Source organism: Psychrobacillus sp. FSL H8-0483 (assembly GCF_038637725.1).
Classification (GTDB): Bacteria; Bacillota; Bacilli; order Bacillales_A; family Planococcaceae; genus Psychrobacillus.
On the sequence record NZ_CP152052.1, the window covers coordinates 3,856,442 to 3,874,843 of the forward strand.

Below are 18,402 nucleotides of genomic sequence, written 5' to 3' on the forward strand. Positions count from 1 at the left end.
TGTCGATTAATTGGCTAGATTTAATTGCCAGGAAACTCCGAACTTATCTTGTACCCAACCGAATTTTTTACTGAAAGGATATTTGTCTAAAGGCATTAATAGTTGTCCACCTTCCGAAAGCTTTGCATAGGCGTCATCAAGTTCTTCTTCCGAATCACAATCCACAAATAAAGATATCGATGGGGTAAACGTGAATGCATGCTGGACGAAACTATCTGTGCATATAAATTCTTGTCCATTAATCGAAAATGTTGCTAGTGAAACTTCTCCTTCTTTTCCAGGTTCGCCTGCACCATAACGAGCAAGACGAATTATTTCTGAATCCTTGAAAATTGATGTGTAGAAATTGATTGCTTCTTCAGCTTTTCCTTCGAACATTAAAAATGGGGTAATTTTAGTCATATTACTCACCTCTTTTTCTTTCCGCTAAATAATTGTCTAATTGATCAAAAGTGCCACCGAAACCTTGTTTCATGTTCTCATGCATCGCTTTAAAAGCTTCTAGTTCTTCCACTGATGCGTTCACTGGAACTCCAACAGCTTTCACAATTGTATGGTTCCCATTATCTTCAAAGATTAATGTATTACGAATTTCTAATGGCCAAGTAGAGCTAAATGGAGCACGAATCGTACGACCTTCCTCATCCGAAAAAGTATTTCGGAAATTCAATTTTTCGGGCTCCTTCATTTCTTCATACACGAATTTACCCCACATTTTTTGTCCATCTGGGGAGGTTTGACTGTAATGAAAGATTCCATCTGGTTGGAACTCAAACTGATGAACCTCCATTCCAAATCCTTTAGGACTCCACCATTTCTCTAAATGCTCAGCTTCTGTCTACATCTTATACACAACATCACGCGGTGCTTTAAACTCTCGAGTCAATATTAATTCATATTCAATTCCCATTCGTGCACCTCCCATTTTTTATCTCATTTTACCATAACTATCTAAATAACCCCTCTATATTGGACATGAAAAAACATCGCTCTAGCTAGAAAGATACAATCTTCATTATGGCCATACAACTTATCCACATGTGCAAAATTAAAAAATTCTCGTTTATACGTTTTTTTACGTTAACCTTTTTAAATTTTCTCCTTTTATGCTACTGTTTTTATATGAAAAAAATCATTCCTCTTCTATTTTTACTGATCATTGTATTCATTTCATCCGGACAAACATCAGAACAGCAGTCACTTGTAGCAACATTGGAAAAAGCCTTACCAAATAAACCGCTAGAATCTTTCCTTTCCATATTTCAAATTCCTTACTGGGGCATTTTAGTTTCTATTGAAGAACGTGGCTACTATCGGTTTGTTGAATTTTTAATTCGAAAGGGTACTCACTTTTTTTATTTTGGACTAATTGCACTTGCTATTTACGCCGCATTACCAAAATTCAAATTTAGGGTACTGACTGCAACTATCATTACAATGCTATTTGCCATTGCTGATGAGTTCCACCAATCGTTAACAAGTGGTCGAACAGCGACTGCTCAAGATGTTATGCTCGATACAGCTGGGGCGATAACAGCACTTTTGCTACTGACATGTATACAATGGATAAAACAAAGAAAATCCGCTAAGGGATAAACCTTTAGTGGATTTTCTAAACTAATGAAACATCTTTATTACGTGAGAATTTATTGAATAGTGAACGAATAGGTGAATGATAAATGGCATATTTATCGTTAACCCTAGTTAAGTAAGTACACCTAATTCAAAAACAATACCATATGGTCTTCATCGTAGTATGTATCTGCCACTTTTAAAGCTTTTTCTTCTACGCCAAAAACTTTAAATCCTAACTGTGTATAAAGATTCTTTGCTGCTTCATTGCTAGATACTACGGACAAATTAAGTTTCTCCATACCTTCTAGCCTTTTAGCTTGATGAATTGCTTCTTTAAGGACAGCTTTCCCAACGCCTTTACCCCGAACTTGAGGACTCACGTACATCGCTAGAATGTTTGCTCGATGTTTCATTTTTAAGCTACTCTCTTGTGACAGTGTAACCATCCCAACTAGTTTGTCTTGATCAAATGCTCCAATTGTATAGTTTCCTTCCGTTTGAAGATTATTTGCAACTCGTTCAATTGGATTGTTTCTTTGAACTGCTTCCTCGTAGCTTGTACCAAATGCTTCTGGACTTTGCTGTAAAGCCTCTAATCTTAATTCCCAATAAGCACTAGCATCGTGCGGAGTTAATAATTTTATTTTCATATCTTACTCCTCCATAAAATAGTTTTCATTACATACCTGATGTGCATATAAAACAAAATCTCGACATTCTTCTGCTCTCCTTACATCGCTCTCATAGAAGGACTTTGAACTTATTTCCGTTCGGATTCGATTCCCTTCTTTTAACAAGGGGTGCCATCTTTCCGGTAGCATTTTTAAGCATTCTACTACTGCTCCGTCTTTCGACAAAATCTGTTGTTGTTCAAGTGAGCAAATGATTCTACAAATTGTAGTAGTTGTGAATTCGATCATCTCATCGGATAAAAAGTTACTTACATCTTTTGTATGATTGAACCAATAACGATTGATATTATAGTTCAACGTTTTCAAGACGTCTTCCCATTTAGTAGGGATATCCAATTCACCAATCGGTGTCCCTTGCAAAGTAATTCCACGCTGTTTTAATACCCACCAAGTAATATGATTAACATCCCAATGCCCTATACTTAGATTTCCTTCTGCACAATATGGATACGGTGAAAGCTCCTCATTGGTTTTCCCTAAAGAGTCAACTTGAACATATACCCCATCCATTCGACACCCATAATTAGATTTACACATTTGGGAATGAATCCCCTTCATGATCTCCAATTCTTGATCATTAACAGGCCTCTTCAGTAAAACAATAAAATCGATATCACTTTTCTCTTCGTTAAAAGCCCCTAAAGCAATGGACCCGTAAATATAAACACCTTCTATTAATCTATCAGATAAGTTTACATTTAATGCTTGTAAATACGTTTGCATAAAACGATTAACACTAACCGGTAATGAGTTTTTCAGATTACTCAACTCCTAACTAATTTTCATCTTCCACTAGATATGTTCAAATTATGTCACAGTATTCGAAACATCGACTAAACATGACAACTAACACTATTGCTTATGTAATGGGTAGTGTACATTAGCGCTTATAGATGACCTATTTACGTTAAAACAAATGAAGGAGATTTTTTAACTATGAATAAGAAAATTGCTTGGATTACTGATACCGCTGCCTTATTAGATGAGTCTTTTATTCAGAAACATAACATACATGTTTTACCATTAAATATCGTGTTTGCTGAAGGCGCTTTCAGAGAAACTGTTGATATGACACACGATGAGTTTTATGACAAATTACGAGTTGCAAAAGATCATCCAAAAACCTCTCAGCCTACTATAGGAGAGATGGTCGTGCTTTACGAAGACCTAAAAGCAAATGGCTATGATTGTGCGGTAGCCATCCATGTATCTAGCGATTTATCTGGTACATATCATAGTTCGCAAACCGCTTCTCAAATGGCTAATTTCAAAGTCTATTCCATTGATTCGAAAATCGGCTCGTTCCCGATGGTCAAAATGATTGAAGTAGGAAAAGAACTTATCGAAAAGGGTCATAACGTAGAAGATGTGGTTGAGCATATAAATAAAATGACAGAGAACTCTGAGTTATCCTTCATTCCATCAAGCCTAAACCAATTGCATAAAAGTGGTCGCGTATCGGGTACGAAAGCATTCTTAAGTAACTTATTAAACATCAAAGTCGTTATCTCTTTTGATAACGGAAAAGTAGTTATGAAAGAAAAGGTCCGTGCTGATAAAAAAGCAAAGAAATATGTGACTGATTTACTTCGCGACGACATGAAAAAGGCTGATATTCCAGAGGTCGCAGTCATTAATTGCAATAACACAAAAGACGCTGAAAGCTGGAGAGATGAGCTATTGCAAGAATTTCCAAAGCTAAAAGTTCTAGTCATCCCACTTAGCGCTTGCGTAGGGGTACACGCTGGTGAGGGTACAACTGGCCTAAGCTGGGTGAGATACTAGCCAAATATTTATTAAGAAGAGTACAGGTTTAAACGTACTCTTCTTTTAATATAGAGCAGACTGCTGCATCACAGTAACGGCCTTTCTCAAAGGATGATTCCCTCAAATTACCTTCATATATAAATCCAGCTTTTTCGAGCGTCATTTTAGAGGCTGTGTTTTGAGGGTCATAAAAAGCTTCAATTCGATACAGCCCCATCATTTCAAATCCATATGGTAGTACAACCTTTAATACTTCCGACATGACCCCTTTCTGCCAATATTCAGGTGTCACTTCAAACCCTATTTCTGCTTTAGAATGCTCTTTTTCCCAGTTGTGAAAACCACAGCTGCCGATTATTTTATTATCACTTTTTGTCGCAATTCCCCATCGAATACCTTCCTGTTCAGCAAAGCGTTTTTGCCAGTTTTCAATTAATCGAGTCGCTTCACTAATATCCTTAAATGTATCCAAATCATAATACTTTGTTACTTCGTCATGTGAAAAATATTGAAACACTTCATTCGCATCGCTTACTTCTATGCGGCGCAGTAGAAAACGCTCTGTTTCTAAGTGTGGAAATTTTTTTAGTAAGGTAGCATTCTTCTTTTCATATACAAATAGTACGATAGATTGAGCAATTGCAAAAACTCCTATCACTATATTTATTATGATGGACACCCACACATGAGTAGCAACTTTTCCATTCCCAATTGGTCCCACTCTCGGTTGATACATGTCATATATCGCCCAACTATTTCCTGCTATCACAGCAACCCCTATAAATAAAAGGAACCACTTTCTCACAAAATCCCCCCCCATTAGTTTGATTCGTTAAGGATGGTGAAAAATCCTTTTCAAAATCATAAATTAGAGGGCGATCCTTTATTTGATTAAACCCTTTTTTCAACTTTTAAATGCTCAATTAATTCACTCATGTTCATTTCCCCAATACTACCTCCTTTATGTTTTCTCACAGAGACCACATCCTTTTCCATTTCTTGATCTCCCACAATCAGCATATACGGATGCTTTTGGAGTGAGCCTTCTCGAATTTTCAAGCCGATTTTCTCCACTCGATTATCGATTTCTACTCGATATCCATCTTGTTCCAGCTTGCGTTTTACTTCTTCTGCATACGAAACATGCGCATCTGCGATTGGTAAAATTTTCAGTTGAACAGGCGCTAACCAAAGAGGGAAACTCCCTTGGAAATGCTCTAACAGAATAGCTATGAAACGTTCGATAGATCCATAAATCGCTCGGTGAATCATTATTGGTTTTTTCAATTGATTGTCCTCATCAATATATTGACAGTTAAACTTTTCAGGCATTTGGAAATCTAGTTGCACTGTGCCACATTGCCAGCTGCGTCCAAGTGAATCTAAAATATGAAAATCGATTTTCGGTCCGTAGAATGCCCCGTCTCCTTCATTTACTTGATAATCTAGCTGTTTTTTCTTTAATACTGATTCAAGCGCTTGCTCTGCTAGATCCCAGACTTCGACCGAACCCATGAAATCTGCTGGTCGAGTGGAAAGCTCTATTTTGTAACTAAAACCAAATTCTGAATAAAATTCATCTACTAAATCGAGCACTTTATCTATTTCACTTTCGATTTGATCTTCCCTCACGAAAAGATGCGCATCATCCTGTGTAAATGCACGAACTCTTAAAAGGCCATTTAACGATCCAGATAACTCATGACGGTGAACTAAGCCAAGCTCTGCATAACGAACAGGCAACTCTCTATAACTTCTTCTTTTACTGTTGAAAATGAGTACTGCACCTGGGCAATTCATTGGTTTAATCGCATATTTTTGTTCATCCACATTGGAGAAATACATATTTTCATGGTAATGATCCCAGTGTCCTGACTTCTCCCAAAGCTCTTGCTTCATCATGATTGGAGTTTTAATTTCTTGGTATCCTGCTCTTTGATGCTTTATTCTCCATAGATTTTCAAGCTCGTTTCGTAACACCATACCCTTTGGCAAATAAAATGGCATTCCCGGTGCTTCCTCCATCGACATAAATAACTCTAATTGTTGACCCAACTTTTGATGACTTACTCTTTCTTCTGCTTTTGCTGACATTTTAATTCCTCCTATTTTTGAAAATCAAATTCGCCTTGGCGTATTTGTGCCTAGATTTTTATCGAGCTTGCTCGATAAATTCCACTAAAAAATCTGTGGCATCCGCCGGAGGCATCAATTTCATTCAGCGGGTCTTGCCTTCCTCGCTGAATGAAATTAAAAAAGACCACACCCATCCCGGTAAAGGGACGAGTGTGGTCGTGGTTCCACCCTAATTTTGCAACACAAAAATGCATTGCGCTCATAAAAGATAACGGTTTTCCCGATTATGGATAATCACAGTTTTGCTTTCCCCATAATAGCTCCAAGGTGGTAAATCATCTTTTTTTCTTCAGGGCTCTCAGCATTTCACCCTGTTCTCTGATAAGAAAATATTAGATAATTCATGTCCTGTTCTTCGCTTATTTACTTTATTTATTTTTAAATACAAAAAGACCACACCCATCCCAGTAAAGGGACGAGTGTGGTCGTGGTTCCACCCTAATTTTGCAACACAAAAAATCGTGCTGCTCTCATAAAAAGATAACGGGTTCTCCCGATTATGGATAATCACAGTTTTGCTTTCCCCATAATAGCTCCCAGGTGGTAAATCATCTATTTCTCTTCAGGGCTCTCAGCATTTCACCCTGTTCTCTGATAAGAAAATATTAGATAATTCATGTCCTGTTCTTCGCTTACTTACTTTATTTATTTTTAAATACAAAAAGACCACACCTATCCCGGTAAAGGGACGAGTGTGGTCGTGGTTCCACCCTAATTTTGCAATACAAAAAATCGTACTGCTCTCATAAAAAGATAACGGTTCTCCCGATTATGGTTAATCACAGTTTCGCTTTCCCCATAATAGCTCCAAGGTGGTAAATCATTCTTTTTTCTTCAGGGCTCTCAGCCATTCACCCTGTTCTCTGATAAGAAATAAATAATGAATCGTGTCCTTTTCTTCGCTTTCAATGCTTTATAAATATTTTTTCTATTATATTCAATAGCTTACGAATAGTCAACTCTTTTTTGCGGGTAACGTGAACAGCCCGATCTTTCCAAACAAATACGATTGTCTTTCTCAATACAACTGCATCGCTTCCAAACTATCGTTTTTATTTCATTATTCTTACTTTTATGAGAGACATTCCATTTTCTAATAGATTATACTTATAGTAATAAATCTTCTACACATAAAGAGGTGCTGTATTGAATTTTATTGCTTGGACGATTATTGCTTGTGAAGTTGGATTTTGGGTCGTTATATTGCTTGGTCTTATTTCTAGATATATTTTTAAACGGGAAAAACTAGGAATTTTCTTTCTTGCCCTTACACCAGTTATTGATTTAGTTTTACTCGCTATTACAGCAATCGATTTATATAATGGAGCAATTGCTACTCTAGCGCATGCAATAGCAGCCGTTTATCTGGGTGTATCCATTGCCTTTGGGAAAAGTATGATTCAATGGGCGGATGAAAAATTTCTGTATTATGTCCAAAAACAAGGATCCAAACCAGTTCGTAAAACAGGAATGGAACATGCTCGTCATACAAAGAAAGGATTTATGCAACATCTCCTTGCCTTTATCATTGGGGGGGTCCTTCTTCTCGCATTAATCTTCTTTATCGATGACTCTTCTCGTTCGGAAGTGTTATGGAATACACTTAGAGTTTGGGGAATAATTCTTGGTATAGACTTTGTTATTACTATCTCTTATTTTATATGGCCTCGACCTGTTAAAACTAAATAATAATCCTCTATAACTAAAAACATGGATAAAGCACTGAGCGTTCCGGAATAGGATGTGCTAATAAAAGAAAACCGGATGAAGATTCACCCTCTTCATCCGGTTTTCTTTATTTTGTAGAAGCGAAAGACAACCCTTTTTCTGCAAGGGCAATTTGAAGTCGATTCATACCATTTTTCCCAATACCATGAAGCTCCATAATCTCAGCTTGCGTAAATTTTGCTAATTGTTCGAAGTTCTCAATACCTACTCCCGCAAGTGCTCGTTGACCTGGTTTCGCAAGTATTTTTTGAAATTCGCTTTGATTTGTCATTGCACTATCTCCTCTTTTGGAGATTATCCCATAATATTATACCCAGAATCTACGTAAACTATTTCTCCCGTTACGCCTCTGGATAGATTACTTAGCAATGCAACTGTCATGTCCCCTACTTCTTCTTGTGTAACATTTCGTTTCAGTGGGGCTGTTTCTTCAATTTTGTGCAGAATTGTATTGAATGAAGAAATTCCTTTTGCAGCAAGTGTTCGAACAGCGCCAGCTGAAATGGCATTTACTCGAACATTATTTTTCCCTAAATCTAACGCTAAGTATTTAACAGAAGCCTCTAAGGATGCTTTGGCAATACCCATTACGTTATATCCTTCTAACACACGCTCTGCTCCTAAATACGTCATCGTAACGATAGAGCCGCCTTCTGTCATGAAAGGTGCTGCTTCACGAGATGCAGCAATAAGTGAATAGGCACTTGTATCTTGTGCAAATGCATAACCATCTCTAGTAGTTTGAATGAAGTCGTTCTTTAAATCTTCCGCATTTGCAAAAGCAACTGAATGGACAACTCCGTGAATCACGCCTACTTCTTTGCCAATCGTTTCGAATGAAGCTTTAATACTATCATCGCTGTTTACATCACACTCTACTACTAATTTTGCTTCATAATTATTATCTACTAATAACTTTTCAATCTTCCCTAACGAACGTTCTTTTCGATAAGTGAAAATTACATTTGCTCCTACTTCAAATAGAGACTTCGCAACTCCCCAAGCAAGACTACGCTCATTCGCAACTCCCATTACTACAATATTTTTATCTTTTAGTTTAATTAAATCTTTCATATGAACCTCCAATTATTATTCGAATATACCGTACCTATTATTAGTACCAGTTACTAATTTTATCATAACATATTTACTTCTTTTTGTACTAACCTCCCTCGTATTTTTGTTATGATTTTTTAAGTGAATGATGTATTATTATGTCAATTAATAGGGTAGATGCAGAGGATGAGAGGTGGATAAAATGAAGCTGTTAATTGTTGAAGATGAGAAACGATTAGCAGAAAGTTGCAAATTCATTTTTAGCAGAAGAAAGTTTCACTGTAATGGCCGATGAAGTTTACAAGTTAATTCATCCGTATGTAGAGAAGGATCCAACTGCTTTTTATACAATAGATGAATTCGAAAAAGACGTTTACGGCGATAGTGTAATTATCTGGTCAGATCGGCAATCAGGATGGTCTAGGGTTTGGTGGAATAGAAACGATCAGTACTCAGTCTTCAGGGTATTCGAAATCGATGATTATTACATCAGCAGTAGTATCATATTATTAATGCTACTCACTCTTGGAATCAGTCGATTTAAACGAAGAAGAGAATAAATAAAACAACTTAAGAAAGCAGTCTTGCTTCGAGTTTCATGATCTCGAACGTAAGACTGCTTTTATGGCTCAACGAACCAATTCAATTCACTCCAATTAAATTACAGACCAAATCCACCAAAGTCGAGACCATTTCAAAATTTATTTAAACTATCTTCCAAAGTGGTAGATACCAGCTTCACAACATCAATTACCTAGTTGGCTCCTACAACAGCTTAACGGAAAAAGATTGGTATTGAATAAAAAATTTTAAAAATTCAATTGACAAATGAAATCGTTTACAATAATCTGAATATTAATTAGAGAAAACGTTTTCGTAAAACGTTTTCCTAACGATAGAAACAGGTGATAATGTATGGGAAAGTTAACTATCAAAGATATTGCCAGAGAGGCAGGTGTTTCAATAACAACCGTTTCACGGGTGTTAAATAAAAAAGAAGAAGGCATGTCACAAGAAACTCGTGAGAAAGTTCTAAGAGTAATGGAAGAGTTGAATTATCAACCAAACAAACTAGCACGTGGTTTAGTAACTAAACGATCCAATATGCTTGGATTAATCGTCCCGAATATATCCAACCCTTTTTTCCCAGAGCTATGTAGGGGTGCAGAGGATGAAGCAAATAAAAGACAATACAGTCTCATCATTTGTAATTCAGATGATCAGACCCAAAAGGAAGAAAACTATTTACGGTTGTTAAAAGAACAACAAGTAGACGGAATTTTACTATCCAGTAAAGATCGTTTATCTAAAACTAGTAAAAATCAATTGGAAAGTGGCAAAATTCCTTATGTCTTATTTGACCGAGGAGAACAAGGAAATAATTATCCAGGTGTTTTCTTAGATAATGAAAAAGGTGGTTATCTTGCCGGGAAACACTTGACTGATTTAGGACATACCAAAATTGCATGTATGACCGGTCCACAAGATATTCGAAATTCACAACAACGACTTTTGGGATTTCAACAAGCTTTAATGGAAACTTCTGTAAAACTGCCTGAGTCATTCATTTTAGATGGTGATTTTCAAATGGATACAGCATACCGAGTGGCAAAAGATTTTCTACAAAATAACAATGTAACTGCAATATTTGCTTGTAATGATCTAATGGCATGTGGTATTTACCGAGCTGCTCATGAAATAGGAATTCAAATACCGGAACAACTATCTATTATTGGATTTGATGATATTCCATTAGTAACTGCTTTAATCCCAAAACTAACTACTATTAGGCAAGGTACATACGAAATGGGAAGAAAAGCAATAGAGCTACTTATTAATAAGATAGAAAATAAATCTTCTGAAGAAGTAGTCTTTGAACCTACTTTGATCGTTCGAGAAAGCACAGAACAAATTAGAAGAGATTAAGAGCTAGACAATTTCATAAAATAATGGGGTGTAGATTAATGACAATACCAGTAATTATTGATTGTGATCCAGGTATTGATGATGTGATGGCATTAACACTTGCTTTTGCCCATCCGGAATTGGATATCAAATTAATCACAACAGAACCAGGAAACCAAACACAAGCAAAAACTATTTACAACGCACTTGCTTTTACTAGTTATATGAAGAAAAACATAGAGATTGCTAGAGGATTGGATAATCCATTTTTTCGTAGACTCGAAATTGCAGATGAAGTGCATGGGGAAAATGGACTTGGGGATGTCCAGTTTCCTGAACCAACAATTCAATTAAGCAAGCGAACAGCAATTGAAGCAATGAAAGAAACACTCATATCGAGTTACGAACAAATGATACTTATTGCGACAGGTCCACTGACAAACATAGGTGCTCTTCTATTAGCACATCCAGAGGTTAAATCGAAGATAAAATATATTTCTTATATGGGTGGAGCCGCTGTCGGGGGGAACATGACTCCAACAACTGAATTTAACGTTTATGTTGACCCACACGCTGCAGACGTTGTATTTCGTTCAGGCATCCCAATTGTAATGAGCGGACTTGATGTCACTCATAAAGCATATGTCACACGAGAAGAGTTAAATAAAATTGAGGCAATTGGTAGTGATTTTGCACAAAAAGTTGTTAAGATGCTCCGTTTTTATGTACATGCAGCAAAGCAAACAGCTTTCCACAGCCCTGATTTTGAAAATCGTATTCGATTACATGATTTATGTGCAGTCTCTTATGTTTTGACACCTGAATTGTTTGAAGGCGATGACTGTTACGTTGCAATTGAATTAGAAGGAAGACTAACTGCTGGGACAACTGTTGTAGATTATGAACAACGAACTGGGCTTCCGCACAATGTGAAAGTATTACATACGGTTCAGAGAGAAAAGTTTGTTGAGCAATTTCTGAATGCCGTAAAAATAATGAGCCATTAAATCGGCGAAAAAACAAAGGGGAGAAATGTATGAAACGTAGTTTTAAAGATGATTTTAATATGATGGCAATGTTACTTATCCCTATCGCGGTAGCGGTTAATTTAGTAGGTTTCCAGTTAGCGAATGTACTCCGCTTACCAATTTTCTTAGATACAATCGGAACCATTCTAGTTGGTGTAATTGCTGGCCCTTGGGTTGCATTACTAGCTGGACTTATAACGAATTTAATAAATGCTATTTTTAATCCTGTATATTTACCATATGCATTAACATCTATGGCAATCGGTGTTGGAGCAGGTTTACTATCTAAATACGGCTTCTTCAAAAAAATACCTAAAACCATTGTTTCCGGTATTATTATCACTTTTATAGCGGTTATTGTCTCTGCACCAATTACAGTTCTTGTATTCGGTGGAGCTACAGGAAATACATCATCACTTATTACCGCAACATTCTTAGCTTCTGGCCAACAATTATGGTCAGCTGTATTCTCTTCCACTTTTATTACTGAAATAGCGGATAAAGTTGTTTCTGTATTAATTGTTTACTTTATTGTCCAAAAGATGTCAGATCGCTATTTGTCTAAGATGAATTACGGCTATTTGTACATGAAACGAAATAACAAGAAATGATTTTAGCTCTTCTCGTTCACCTCGTTAAGTCATACAACTGAACGAGAAGGCTTTTTTTAAAGGGGGAGTATTTAATTGAAACAGAACTTTTTACTGCAACTTCATCCATTGACAAAATTCTATTTCTCTCTATTTATTTTAGTCGCAGTCCTCATTATACCTGGCTATATATTTTCCTTCGCTGTTTTCCCTATTTTGGTATTGATTGCAATTTTAGCAGGTGTGACGAAAGAATTTCTTAGTATCGTATTGAAAGCACTGCTTAGTGTCTTAGTTATTGTCTTCATTATGCAGATGTTCTTTTACCCTGGCGATGATGTGTTATGGAAAGCAGGAATTTTCTCCATTACACAGGAAGGTTTGGATTACGGCTTATTGTTAACATCTCGTATTTTAGCAATTGGAGCAGTGTTTATACTATTTTTCCGAATGACGGAAGTCCGTGATTTTGTTAAATCATTGGAAGATAAAGGGCTACCTCCGATGGGAGCTTATGTTGTGTTATCTACTCTACAAATTATTCCGGAAATGCGTCGTCAAGCTAATACAATTATGGAAGCACAAAAAACAAGAGGTGTAGAAACAGAGGGCTCATTATTTGTCAGAGCAAAAGCTTTTATTCCAACATTAACCCCTCTTATCCTTTCCTCTATTGCAAGTACAGAAGAACGTGCGATTACTCTTGAATCTCGAGCATTTTCAGCACCAGTTAAAAAAACAAGCTTGCACCAGTTAACTAAAAATTCTGCTGACCGCATTTTACCGATAGTATATGTTGTAATTCTCGCAGGTCTATTGGTATGGAGGTTTTTCTTATGACAATTATGATTGATTTAAAAAATGTCTCTTATCGCTATCCAGTTAGTGATGACTTCGTATTAAAAAATATTTCTTTTTCTATAGAAAAAGGCAAATTTACTGCAATTATCGGTAATAATGGTTCAGGAAAAACAACATTATGCAATACAATACGCGGATTTGTTCCGCACTTTTACAAAGGTGATTTAGATGGAGAAGTTATTATAGATCAAACTAAAATGGCCGATTATCAACTAGGGCAACTCGGTGAAAAAGTAGGTTATGTATTCCAAAATCCATTTATTCAAGTGTCAGGGGTAAAGGATAATGTATTCGAGGAAGTAGCATATGGTTTAGAAAACCTTGGTGTCCCAGTAGAAGAAATTAAAATCCGGGTAGAAGAAGTATTAAAACTTGTCAAAATTGAACATTTACGTGATAAAAACCCTTTCGAACTTTCAGGTGGACAAAGACAAAGGGTAGCCCTCGCATCCATAATTGTAATGGACCCAGAAATTTTAGTTATTGATGAACCGACTTCTCAACTAGATCCAATTGGTACGGAACAAATATTTGATATCATCCGGCTAATGAAGGAACGTGGAAAAACAATCATTTTAGTGGAACATAAAATGGATTTAATCGCTGAATATGCAGATGATTTACTTGTTATGCATGAGGGCGAGCTAGTTATGCAAGGTCCTGTACGTGAAGTATTTGCTGATCCTGAGTTTGAAAAGTATCAAATTCAATATCCTCATGTTACGGAAATTGCACTTCAATTACAAAAATTGGGTACACCTCTTAGTTTCATCCCAATTCGAGATGAAGAACTAGCTAAAGCATTAAATAGGACTGGAGTTGCTATACATGACTGAACTTCACTTGAATAATGTAAGCTTTTCATATCCAGATGGAACGAAAGCACTTGATAACTTGACTCTTTCCATTGCTACGGGAGAGCGTGTTGCAATTGTAGGACAAAATGGAGCTGGAAAAACAACTGCGGTAAAGTTAATGAATGGTTTACTGAAACCTACGGAAGGTATTGTGTTAGTTGGAGACTGGAATACAAAAGACTTCACGACAGCACAAGTTTCAAGAAAAGTAGGCTATGTATTCCAAAATCCGGATGATCAAATATTCCATAATGATGTAGAGTCGGAGGTTCGTTTCGGACCCAAAAATATGAGTTTTGAACCGGAACGTGTAGATGAGCTGACCAATTGGGCAATGGATTTATGTGGGATATCTGAATTTGCAGATGAAAACCCTTATAATTTACCATACTCTGTAAGAAAGTTCGTTACGATAGCATCGGTATTAGCAATGGATTCTGATATTATCATATTAGACGAACCTACTGCTGGACAAGATAAAATCGGTTTGCAGATACTAGGTAACTTACTTCAAGTACTCGAAGAGAAAAAGAAATCTGTTATCACGATTACCCATGATATGGAGTTCGTTACGGATTATTTTACACGTATTGTTGTTATGGCAAACCGACAATTAGTAGCAGACGACAACGCGCAAAAAATCTTTTATAATACAGAGGTTTTAGAAAAAAGTATGTTAAAACCTCCAGCCGTTGCTCAAATGGCTAAACTACTTGATTTCCCCAGTGGGATTTTATCAAAAGGTCAATTAATAAAAGCTATTTTATCACAGCGTGGTCAATGAAAGGAAAGGAGCGGAACTATTCATGAACATCACAGTAGTAGGAAGCACAAATATGGACCTTGTATACCTGGTTCCGCATATTGTAAAAGCAGGGGAAACGTTGCACAGTACAAAACATGAATTGTTTTTTGGCGGTAAAGGCGCAAATCAAGCTGTAACTGCAGGCCAATTAGGAGCGGATGTTTTCTTCATAGGAAATGTTGGTAAAGATGATTACGGCGAAAAAATAAAGCGAAATTTGCAAGAAAAAGGAGTCAAAATTTCGGCAGTACAAGAAGTCGGTATGACAGGTCAAGCAATTATCCAATTGGCAGATTCAGGTGAAAACTCCATAGTTCTTTTTCCAGGTGCGAATTTTCTTGTCACTCAAGAACAAATTGAAGCAAATAAAGAAAGGATAGAAACAAGTGATGTCCTTCTTTTACAATTAGAAATCCCAATACCAGCAGTCGAGGCTGCTGCCAATATTGCTGCGAAAAAAAATGTACATATTATTTTAAATCCAGCACCTGCGCAACAAATAAGTGATTCATTATTGAGTAAAGTATCGATATTAACACCAAATGAAACAGAATTAGAAGTACTAACTGGAGTAAAAACAAAAACCGAAGAAGATCTGTTTCAAGCGTGTTCCCTACTACTTCAAAAAGGAGTAGGAGCAGTAGTAGTTACATTAGGTGAAAAAGGTTCCTACTATTTGAATCACAATGAACGAGGACATGTACAAGCAAATCAAGTAGAAGTAAAAGATACGACTGGAGCAGGCGATGCATTTAATGGAGCTTTAGCAGTAGGTTTATGTAACGGTCTTTCTTTGCGTAATAGCATTTTGTATGCATCTAAAGTGGCTGAATACGTTGTCACTAAAATGGGAGCACAACCTACTATTCCCTCTTCTTTTCGTGTAAATAAATGATGAAATCCATCATTTATTTACTCTTCCTTAGCTTACTGTGGGGTTCTGCATTCTTATGGACGAAAGAACTTTTAAGTTATTTTGAGCCCCCTACCATTGTATTTTTCCGATGTTTGTTTGGATTAGTTGCTCTGTTACCTTTTGTTTTGTTGAAAAAAAATCGTTTGAAAGTCAAAATACGACCATTTTTCCTCCTTGTTTTGGCTTTAGGGGCTGCAATTCCATGGAACATTATGGCCTTTTCTTTACAAGGTCTTGATACAAGTTTAAGTGGAATATTAAATGCCACTACCCCATTGTTTGCCTTAATATTTTCTATTTTTATTTTGAAAACAAAACCTTCTTGGAATCAGACTACAAGTTTACTAATTGGATTTGTAGCTGTAACAGTCTTGATGATTTTCTCTGGCAAAGCTGCGGGTATTCAATTCTCTATATTTCATGCACTACTCATGTTTGCAGTTACGATGTCATATGCTCTAAATTCCATTTGGATAAAAAAATATTATACAAATATACCAGCTGTATTATTAGGTTTTTTGACACTACTAATCTCGGCCGTGATTAATGGAGTAATAAGCATTTTTATGGAGCCACAAGCTTATGCTCACTTAGGAACATGGGATACTATTATACCCCTTCTCATTTTAGGGTGCCTAAGTTCAGGATTAGGAAATGTTATTTTTTATCATATCGTTTCTAGTGGAGGCCCTCTCCTTGCATTAATGGTTACGTTTATTGTTCCTTTCATTACAATAGCGTTAGGCATTTTCTTTTTACAAGAACCATTTCATTTGGGGATTGCAATAGGGCTACCATTGATGATCATTAGTTTAATTCTAATGAATTTACCTGCTATTAAAAAATAGTATTAATCGTTAATATAAAAAATCCAGCTATCCCCAATAGATAGCTGGATTTTTTATATTAATTTTTCTTTTTATCGCCGTCTTCTTTATCTTCGCTTGTAACTTCTTCCACTATATCTTTTGTGGAGTTTTTGAATTCTTTTAATGTTTGTCCAACTGCTTTACCTAACTTAGGTAGTTTGGATGGTCCAAAAACGACCTTCTAAGTAAATTTGTAATTAAAAGTATCATTAAAATTATTTTCAGAAAAAAATTTTGATAGATAAATCGTACAGTAAAGGAGTTTACTTATTAGTAAATTATAAAAACGATTTAATAAGAAAATATTAATATATTCCATTTTGAATTTTTCACAATATTGATGTAACTTGTGATAAAATGAATGATAAAATTATTTACATACGCGAGGAGTGCTTTTAATTGAATATCGAACCATCTAGAAAAATGTCCATATTTGAACCTGCTATTTTCGGTGATTTAAAAGCAGCCGCCGCGACAAAAAAAGCAGCAGGCTTTGAACTATATGATTTAAGCTTAGGCAGCCCTGACCTGCCACCCGATGAAAAAGTAAGAAAAGTATTATCAGAACAAAGTTATTCAGCGACTTCATACGGTTATACACTTAATGGTACTCAACGTTTTTATGAAGCAGTGGCTGATTATTATAAACGACGTTCGAATGTTATCCTTGACCCACAAACCGAGATTGTACAAACAATGGGTTCTCAAGAAGGGCTTGTCCATCTTCCAATTGCTTTTTGTAATGAAGGAGATTATGTATTAACAACCAACCCTGGCTATGTTGCATACGATGCAGGTATTAAGCTGGCTGGTGCAGTTCCATATTATATGAATCTATTAGAAGAAAATAATTTTTTACCTGATTTAGATGCAATTCCAGAAGAAGTAGCTTATCAAGCAAAGCTAATGATATTGAACTTACCTGGAAACCCTGTTCCGGCAATGCCTGACGCAGCTTTTTTTGAAAAGGCTGTTGCATTTGCCAATAAATACAATGTCATTATTCTTCACGATGCCGCTTATTCAGAATTCTACTTTTCTGGCGATTCTCCGAGCAGCTTCTTAACGACACCAGGAGCTATGGAAGTAGGAATGGAAATCAATTCATTATCCAAAAGCTTTAGTCTAGCTGGTACGCGTGTTGCGTATATCGTTGGAAATGCGGAAATGATTCATATAATGAAACAGCTTAAATCGAATTTGGACTTCGGTATTTTCGAACCCATCCAAGAAGCAGGAATTACTGCATTGCATAATGCGGAAGAAATTACAGATCGTTTACGAAAAATTTTCGCAGAGCGACACAGAGTATTATCGCAAGGTTTGGAAGATATCGGTTGGACCGTAACTCCTTCAAAAGGTGGAATGTTTGTATGGGCAAAATATCCGTACGACATGGATGATAAAGAATTTGCCTTTAAAGCAATTGATCAAACAGGAGTTGTCATGGTACCAGGTACCGTATTCGGTTCTGCAGGTTCTGGCTTCGTTCGAGTTGCCCTTGTGCAAGATGTGGAGATCCTTAAAAAAGCTGTGGAACAATTGAAGAAATTAAAAATAGAAGTCCCTACTGCTTTCTAAGTAGGTTTTCACAAAAATAATCCCAAACCAAAAACG

General features: G+C 36.3%; 19 protein-coding genes, 2 pseudogenes and 3 other annotated features. Of the genes and pseudogenes, 12 read left to right on the forward strand and 9 right to left on the reverse strand.

From position 1 onward, the window contains the following. Positions 1-6: 6 nt before the first annotated feature. Together MHB48_RS18870 and MHB48_RS18875 are read right to left on the reverse strand one after the other, a co-directional pair. Complete coding sequence (locus tag MHB48_RS18870; protein WP_340924365.1) at positions 7-411, reverse strand: VOC family protein; 405 nt, start codon at positions 409-411, stop codon at positions 7-9. Beyond that, positions 404-826 (reverse strand): annotated as a pseudogene (locus MHB48_RS18875) (SRPBCC domain-containing protein); the annotation flags it as partial. The gene MHB48_RS18870 and the pseudogene MHB48_RS18875, both read right to left, overlap by 8 nt. A 296-nt stretch (positions 827-1,122) precedes the next feature. Here MHB48_RS18875 and MHB48_RS18880 point away from each other — a divergent pair. Then, on the forward strand, positions 1,123-1,596 hold the full coding sequence (locus MHB48_RS18880; protein WP_342599388.1) for a VanZ family protein: 474 nt from the start codon (positions 1,123-1,125) through the stop codon (positions 1,594-1,596). Between the two features lie 122 nt (positions 1,597-1,718). On the opposite strand, the gene MHB48_RS18885 is transcribed toward MHB48_RS18880, so the two are convergent. Next, on the reverse strand, positions 1,719-2,225 hold the full coding sequence (locus MHB48_RS18885; RefSeq protein ID WP_342599389.1) for a GNAT family N-acetyltransferase: 507 nt from the start codon (positions 2,223-2,225) through the stop codon (positions 1,719-1,721). Positions 2,226-2,228: 3 nt separating this feature from the next. Continuing rightward, entirely contained in the window at positions 2,229-3,035 is an 807-nt protein-coding gene (locus MHB48_RS18890) for an aminoglycoside adenylyltransferase domain-containing protein (protein ID WP_342599390.1), read from the reverse strand. A 168-nt stretch (positions 3,036-3,203) separates the two neighbouring features. Here MHB48_RS18890 and MHB48_RS18895 point away from each other — a divergent pair, with 168 nt between their 5' ends. Next, a complete protein-coding gene (locus MHB48_RS18895; RefSeq protein WP_342599391.1) occupies positions 3,204-4,052 on the forward strand; it encodes a DegV family protein in 849 nt (282 codons plus the stop codon). Positions 4,053-4,080: 28 nt separating this feature from the next. Here the strand turns inward: MHB48_RS18895 and MHB48_RS18900 are convergent, their stop codons facing one another. Continuing rightward, a complete protein-coding gene (locus MHB48_RS18900; protein ID WP_342599392.1) occupies positions 4,081-4,839 on the reverse strand; it encodes a GNAT family protein in 759 nt (252 codons plus the stop codon). Between the two features lie 86 nt (positions 4,840-4,925). Continuing rightward, positions 4,926-6,128, reverse strand: a complete 1,203-nt coding sequence (gene thrS, locus MHB48_RS18905) for a threonine--tRNA ligase (protein ID WP_342599393.1) — start codon at positions 6,126-6,128, stop codon at positions 4,926-4,928. 181 nt (positions 6,129-6,309) lie between these two features. Next, positions 6,310-6,535 (reverse strand) — a binding site (T-box leader). Between the two features lie 43 nt (positions 6,536-6,578). Beyond that, positions 6,579-6,808 (reverse strand) — a binding site (T-box leader). A gap of 43 nt (positions 6,809-6,851) precedes the next feature. Further along, positions 6,852-7,079 (reverse strand) — a binding site (T-box leader). A gap of 237 nt (positions 7,080-7,316) precedes the next feature. On the opposite strand from thrS, the gene MHB48_RS18910 reads away from it, so the two are divergent. Beyond that, a complete protein-coding gene (locus MHB48_RS18910; protein ID WP_342599394.1) occupies positions 7,317-7,859 on the forward strand; it encodes a 2TM domain-containing protein in 543 nt (180 codons plus the stop codon). A gap of 106 nt (positions 7,860-7,965) precedes the next feature. Here the strand turns inward: MHB48_RS18910 and MHB48_RS18915 are convergent, their stop codons facing one another. Continuing rightward, a complete protein-coding gene (locus MHB48_RS18915) occupies positions 7,966-8,169 on the reverse strand; it encodes a DNA-binding protein (RefSeq protein WP_342599395.1) in 204 nt (67 codons plus the stop codon). A 23-nt stretch (positions 8,170-8,192) separates the two neighbouring features. Next, positions 8,193-8,972 (reverse strand): enoyl-ACP reductase FabI, encoded by a 780-nt coding sequence (gene fabI, locus MHB48_RS18920; RefSeq protein ID WP_342599396.1) that lies wholly within the window; start codon positions 8,970-8,972, stop codon positions 8,193-8,195. A gap of 897 nt (positions 8,973-9,869) precedes the next feature. On the opposite strand from fabI, the gene MHB48_RS18925 reads away from it, so the two are divergent. From MHB48_RS18925 to MHB48_RS18960, 8 genes are all read left to right on the forward strand, one after another. After that, on the forward strand, positions 9,870-10,880 hold the full coding sequence (locus tag MHB48_RS18925) for a LacI family DNA-binding transcriptional regulator (protein WP_342599397.1): 1,011 nt from the start codon (positions 9,870-9,872) through the stop codon (positions 10,878-10,880). 38 nt (positions 10,881-10,918) lie between these two features. Then, positions 10,919-11,866 carry a nucleoside hydrolase gene (locus tag MHB48_RS18930; protein ID WP_342599398.1) on the forward strand — a complete coding sequence of 316 codons (948 nt, stop codon included), beginning with the start codon at positions 10,919-10,921 and terminating at the stop codon, positions 11,864-11,866. Between the two features lie 29 nt (positions 11,867-11,895). Next, complete coding sequence (locus tag MHB48_RS18935; RefSeq protein WP_342599399.1) at positions 11,896-12,498, forward strand: ECF transporter S component; 603 nt, start codon at positions 11,896-11,898, stop codon at positions 12,496-12,498. A gap of 75 nt (positions 12,499-12,573) precedes the next feature. Further along, positions 12,574-13,317 (forward strand): energy-coupling factor transporter transmembrane component T, encoded by a 744-nt coding sequence (locus MHB48_RS18940; RefSeq protein ID WP_342599400.1) that lies wholly within the window; start codon positions 12,574-12,576, stop codon positions 13,315-13,317. After that, positions 13,314-14,174, forward strand: coding sequence for an ATP-binding cassette domain-containing protein (locus MHB48_RS18945; RefSeq protein WP_342599401.1), 861 nt, complete (start codon positions 13,314-13,316; stop codon positions 14,172-14,174). The genes MHB48_RS18940 and MHB48_RS18945 overlap by 4 nt, the downstream gene beginning before the upstream one ends. After that, a complete protein-coding gene (locus MHB48_RS18950) occupies positions 14,167-14,979 on the forward strand; it encodes an ABC transporter ATP-binding protein (RefSeq protein WP_342599402.1) in 813 nt (270 codons plus the stop codon). Before MHB48_RS18945 ends, MHB48_RS18950 begins: the two co-directional genes overlap by 8 nt. A 22-nt stretch (positions 14,980-15,001) precedes the next feature. Beyond that, on the forward strand, positions 15,002-15,895 hold the full coding sequence (rbsK, locus tag MHB48_RS18955) for a ribokinase (RefSeq protein WP_342599403.1): 894 nt from the start codon (positions 15,002-15,004) through the stop codon (positions 15,893-15,895). Beyond that, on the forward strand, positions 15,892-16,764 hold the full coding sequence (locus MHB48_RS18960; protein ID WP_342599404.1) for a DMT family transporter: 873 nt from the start codon (positions 15,892-15,894) through the stop codon (positions 16,762-16,764). Before rbsK ends, MHB48_RS18960 begins: the two co-directional genes overlap by 4 nt. A 58-nt stretch (positions 16,765-16,822) precedes the next feature. Here MHB48_RS18960 and MHB48_RS18965 read toward each other — a convergent pair. After that, positions 16,823-16,909, reverse strand: a pseudogene (locus tag MHB48_RS18965) (hypothetical protein); the annotation flags it as partial. A 275-nt stretch (positions 16,910-17,184) separates the two neighbouring features. Here MHB48_RS18965 and MHB48_RS18970 point away from each other — a divergent pair. Continuing rightward, positions 17,185-18,366 (forward strand): aminotransferase class I/II-fold pyridoxal phosphate-dependent enzyme, encoded by a 1,182-nt coding sequence (locus MHB48_RS18970; protein ID WP_342599405.1) that lies wholly within the window; start codon positions 17,185-17,187, stop codon positions 18,364-18,366. Positions 18,367-18,402: the final 36 nt, after the last annotated feature.